Raw genomic sequence first — 4559 nt, forward strand, 5'->3', positions numbered from 1 at the left:
CCTCGGCGAGGAGTCCGCACCCGGCAGCTCGGTCTTACTGCTGCTGCGCGAGGCGCTTGTTGAGCTCCGCCTCGACCTGCTTGGCGGCCTCTTCGTTCGACTTGCCGTTCAGGACCGCGGTCATGAAGGTCTTGATCGGGTTGGGCGCGTTCTCGACGGCGGCCCACTCGGGGATCAGCGGCGTGGTGCCACCGACCTTGGCGGCCGGCGCGGCGGCCTCGGCGACCACGTTGCCCGTGAGGTTGCTGTTCAGCGACTCCTTGTTCGGGATGACGCCGTTCAGCTTGGCGAGCTGGCCCTCGAACTGGTCGGAGAGCGCGAGCTTCAGGAACTCCTTGGCGAGGTCCTTCTTCTTGCTGCCCTCGGCGACCGCGAGGTTGGAGCCTCCGAGGAAGACGCCCTCGGGCTTGTCGGCGGTCTCACCCGGGATGGTGAAGTAGCCGATCTCCTTCTCGATGGCGGGGTTGGCGGCGATGGCCGTGCCGGCCTCCCAGCCCATGCCGATGAAGGCGCCGGTCTTGCCCTTGGCGAAGACGTCGGCCTGCTGCGGGGTGGCCTCGTCCTTGTCCTTGGGGGCCTTGGAGTAGGCCTGGTACTTCTTGTAGATGTCCATCGCCGCGCCGATCTTCGGGTCGGCGAGGTTGGAGACCCACTTGTCCCCGTCCTTCTTCACGAGGTCGGCACCCTGGCCGATGGTGAGGCCGTCGAAGAAGTACCAGTTCTGGCCGGGCAGGTAGAGGGGCTCCGCCTTGCCCTTCGCCTTGATCTTGTCCAGGTCCGCGAAGAACTCGTCGCGGGTCTTCGGGGTGTCGGTGATCCCGGCATCCGCGAAGACGGACTTGTTGTAGATGACCACACGGTTGGCGAAGTACCACGGCGCGGCGTACTGGGTGCCGTCCACGACCGACGCCTTGTTGAGGCTCTCGGCCCACTCGCTACCGATCTCCGACTTCACGTCGCCGAGGTCGGCGAGGCCGCCCGACTTCGCGTAGGCGGCGGTCTGGGTGTTGCCGATCTCGAAGACGTCCGGCGGGTTCTCCTCCGAGAGGGCGGTCGTCAGCTTCTGCTGGATGCCGTCCCACTTCTGGACCTCGAACTTGACCTTGGCGCCGGTCTTCTTCTCGAAGGCCGCGCTCAGGTCCTTCTGCCACTGGTCGGGCGTCGAGCCGTCCATGGCCCAGACCGTCAGCGTCTGGCCCTTGTAGCTGTCCGGACTTGCCGGCTTGGCGGTGTCCTTCTCGGTGTCGTCCGAGCCACATGCCGCGATCGAGATCATCATGCCCGCGACACCAATGGCCGCGATGAGCTTGCGCTTCACGTCAAACCCTCCTCAGGGATGCTGCAACCCCGCCCACCGCGAAGACATTCGACGAGTACTGCTGGGGCTGGACCTGGTCTTTAATGGTTTAGACCAGCACCCGGAGCTTGGCCTAGACCTTTAGGGGTGTCAAGGGTGTATAAGAAGTGCACTCGCGTCCGTTATAGGACCGACACCTAGGGGCTTTTGATCGAAAGCGCCCACACCTGGATCGCCATGGAACGGCGGGCCGACGACACGAGCCGAGGGGCAGAACGGCGCCCCCTCGGCCGGACCGTGCCACCATGTGAGCCGCGATGTACGGAGGAGCCGGTGACGGCAGCACAGCAAGCGGGGAGAGGGACCATGAGCGCCGGTGAGGGCAGCACCCCGGGCAACACGGGAGCGGGTACGCGCACCGCGCGCGTGCCCAAGTACTACCGGCTCAAGCGCCACCTCCTCGACATGACGGACACCATGCCACCCGGCACACCGGTGCCGCCGGAGCGCACCCTCGCGGCCGAGTTCGACACCTCCCGCACCACGGTGCGCCAGGCGCTCCAGGAACTGGTCGTCGAAGGCCGGCTCGAACGCATCCAGGGCAAGGGCACCTTCGTCGCCAAGCCGAAGGTGGCCCAGGCGCTCCAACTGACCTCGTACACCGAGGACATGCGGGCACAGGGCCTCGAACCCACCTCCCAGCTGCTGGACATCGGCTACGTGACGGCTGACCAGGCGCTGGCCGGGCTGCTGGACATCACCGCCGGCGGCCGGGTGCTGCGCATCGAGCGGCTGCGGCTCGCCAGCGGGGAGCCGATGGCCATCGAGACCACGCACCTTTCGGCCAAGCGCTTTCCGGCGCTGCGCCGTTCGCTGGTGAAGTACACCTCGCTCTACACGGCGCTGTCCGAGGTCTACGACGTCCGGCTCGCGGAAGCCGAGGAGACGATCGAGACCTCGCTCGCCACCCCGCGCGAGGCGGGGCTGCTCGGCACCGACGTGGGTCTTCCCATGCTGATGCTCTCCCGGCACTCCCTCGACGGACAGGGGGAACCGGTGGAGTGGGTGCGCTCGGTCTACCGGGGCGACCGGTACAAGTTCGTGGCCCGGCTCAAGCGTCCACTGGACTGAGCGGACCGGGTCCGCTCACCCGTGCGTGCCACGGGATCGAACTCGTAGCGATCACTTTCAGCCATCCATGAACCACATCCGTTCTCTCTCCGTGCCGTTGACGGAAACAGTCCCGTCGCCGGGAAGTCATACGGCCGGTGCACCCGGCCGGGGCACCGGCCGGGCCCACCGGCGGTCAGCGAGGAACGGAGTCAGACCATGTCAGAAGTGCCCTTGCCCACCCCGCCCCCGACGGTGACACCGGCCCGGGTGGTCATCGCGATATGCCTCGCCGCTCCGTTCGTGGCGCTGCTCTGGGTCGGCTCGTACGCCAAGGCCGACCCGACGTTCATCGGCATCCCGTTCTTCTACTGGTACCAGATGCTCTGGGTGATCATCTCGACCGGGCTGACGATGCTCGCTTACACGCTCTGGAAGCGTGACCAGCGCTCCCGCAAGGGGGGTGTCTCCGCATGAAGGACGGCGTGAACGGCGTCGCGCTCGGCGTCTTCATCTTCTTCTTCCTGGCGGTCACCGTCGTCGGGTTCATGGCCGCCCGCTGGCGGCGCGCGGACAACGCCCAGAGCCTGGACGAATGGGGCCTGGGCGGACGGTCGTTCGGGACCTGGGTGACCTGGTTCCTGCTGGGCGGCGACCTGTACACCGCGTACACCTTCGTCGCCGTCCCGGCGGCGATCTACGGGGCGGGGGCCGCGGGCTTCTTCGCGGTTCCCTACACGATCCTGGTGTACCCGCTGATCTTCACCTTCCTGCCGCGGCTCTGGTCCGTGTCGCACAAGCACGGGTACGTCACCACCTCCGACTTCGTCCGGGGCCGCTTCGGCTCCCGGGGGCTGTCGCTCGCGGTCGCGCTCACCGGCATCCTCGCCACGATGCCGTACATCGCCCTGCAACTCGTCGGCATCCAGGCGGTGCTGGACGTGATGGGCGTCGGCGGCGGCGAGAACACCAACTGGTTCGTCAAGGACCTCCCGCTGCTGATCGCCTTCGCGGTGCTGGCCGCGTACACCTACTCCTCGGGCCTGCGCGCGCCCGCGCTGATCGCGTTCGTCAAGGACGGGCTGATCTACCTGGTCATCGCGGTGGCGATCATCTACATCCCGATCAAGCTGGGCGGCTTCGACGACGTCTTCGCCGGGGCGAACGCGAAGTTCTCCGCCGCCAACGAGACGGCCGGCAAGACGGTCGCCGGGATCGTGCCCGGAGTGTCCGGCCAATGGGGGTACGCCACACTGGCACTGGGCTCGGCCCTGGCGCTGTTCATGTACCCGCACTCGATCACGGCGACGCTCTCCAGCCGCAGCCGTGAGGTGATCCGCCGCAACACCACGATCCTGCCGCTGTACTCGCTGATGCTCGGCCTGCTGGCCCTGCTCGGCTTCATGGCCATCGCGGCCGGGGTCAAGGTGGCCAACGGCCAGCTGGCCATCCCGCAGCTCTTCGAGAACATGTTCCCCGACTGGTTCGCCGGGGTCGCCTTCGCCGCGATCGGGATCGGCGCGCTGGTACCGGCGGCCATCATGTCCATCGCCGCGGCGAACCTCTTCACCCGGAACATCTACAAGGAGTTCCTGAAGCCGGACGCGACGCCCGCCCAGGAGACGAAGGTCTCCAAGCTGGTCTCGCTCCTGGTGAAGGTCGGCGCGCTGGTCTTCGTCCTCACCATGGACAAGACCGTGGCCATCAACTTCCAGCTGCTGGGCGGGATCTGGATCCTCCAGACGATGCCGGCGCTGGTCGGCGGGCTGTTCACCCGGTGGTTCCACCGCTGGGCGCTCATCGCGGGCTGGGCGGCCGGCATGCTGTACGGCACCCTCGCCGCGTACGGCGTGGCCTCCCCGACCCAGAAGCACTTCGGCGGCTCGTCCAAGGAGATCCCGGGCATCGGCGAGATCGGCTACATCGGCCTCACCGCGTTCGTGCTGAACGTCGTGGTGGTGATCGTGGTGACCCTCGTACTCAACGCGCTCAAGGCGCCGGCGGGCATCGACGAGACCTCGCCGGAGGACTACACGGCGGACGTCGGCGACCCGGGCGTGCAGGAGAAGCTGGCGCCGGCCACCGTGGGGGCGCCGGGCGGCCACTGACGGCGCTCCGGGCCAAAACGCCGGGGCGAAACCGACCGCCGGGC

Annotated in this window: 4 protein-coding genes; 3 read left to right on the forward strand and 1 reads right to left on the reverse strand. The window is 67.6% G+C overall.

Annotation, left to right across the window (positions count from 1 at the left end; all coding sequences use genetic code 11):
* Positions 1–34 precede the first annotated feature (34 nt).
* Positions 35–1318 carry an extracellular solute-binding protein gene (locus ACFWEP_RS32055; protein WP_387375412.1) on the reverse strand — a complete coding sequence of 428 codons (1284 nt, stop codon included), beginning with the start codon at positions 1316–1318 and terminating at the stop codon, positions 35–37.
* A 345-nt stretch (positions 1319–1663) separates the two neighbouring features.
* Between ACFWEP_RS32055 and ACFWEP_RS32060 the strand changes: the two genes are divergently transcribed.
* From ACFWEP_RS32060 to mctP, 3 genes are all read left to right on the forward strand, one after another.
* On the forward strand, positions 1664–2428 hold the full coding sequence (locus tag ACFWEP_RS32060; protein ID WP_387375414.1) for a GntR family transcriptional regulator: 765 nt from the start codon (positions 1664–1666) through the stop codon (positions 2426–2428).
* A 198-nt stretch (positions 2429–2626) separates the two neighbouring features.
* On the forward strand, positions 2627–2884 hold the full coding sequence (locus tag ACFWEP_RS32065; protein ID WP_387375416.1) for a DUF3311 domain-containing protein: 258 nt from the start codon (positions 2627–2629) through the stop codon (positions 2882–2884).
* A complete protein-coding gene (gene mctP / locus ACFWEP_RS32070) occupies positions 2881–4515 on the forward strand; it encodes a monocarboxylate uptake permease MctP (protein ID WP_387375418.1) in 1635 nt (544 codons plus the stop codon). Before ACFWEP_RS32065 ends, mctP begins: the two co-directional genes overlap by 4 nt.
* Positions 4516–4559 lie beyond the last annotated feature (44 nt).

The organism is Streptomyces sp. NPDC060198, from assembly GCF_042728415.1.
Taxonomy (GTDB): domain Bacteria; phylum Actinomycetota; class Actinomycetes; order Streptomycetales; family Streptomycetaceae; genus Streptomyces.

Coding starts and splice junctions, on each gene's coding strand:
- ACFWEP_RS32060 (WP_387375414.1), top strand. CDS start 1,664: ATGAGCGCCGGTGAGGGCAGCACCCCGGGCAACACGGGAGCGGGTACG.
- ACFWEP_RS32065 (WP_387375416.1), top strand. CDS start 2,627: ATGTCAGAAGTGCCCTTGCCCACCCCGCCCCCGACGGTGACACCGGCC.
- mctP (WP_387375418.1), top strand. CDS start 2,881: ATGAAGGACGGCGTGAACGGCGTCGCGCTCGGCGTCTTCATCTTCTTC.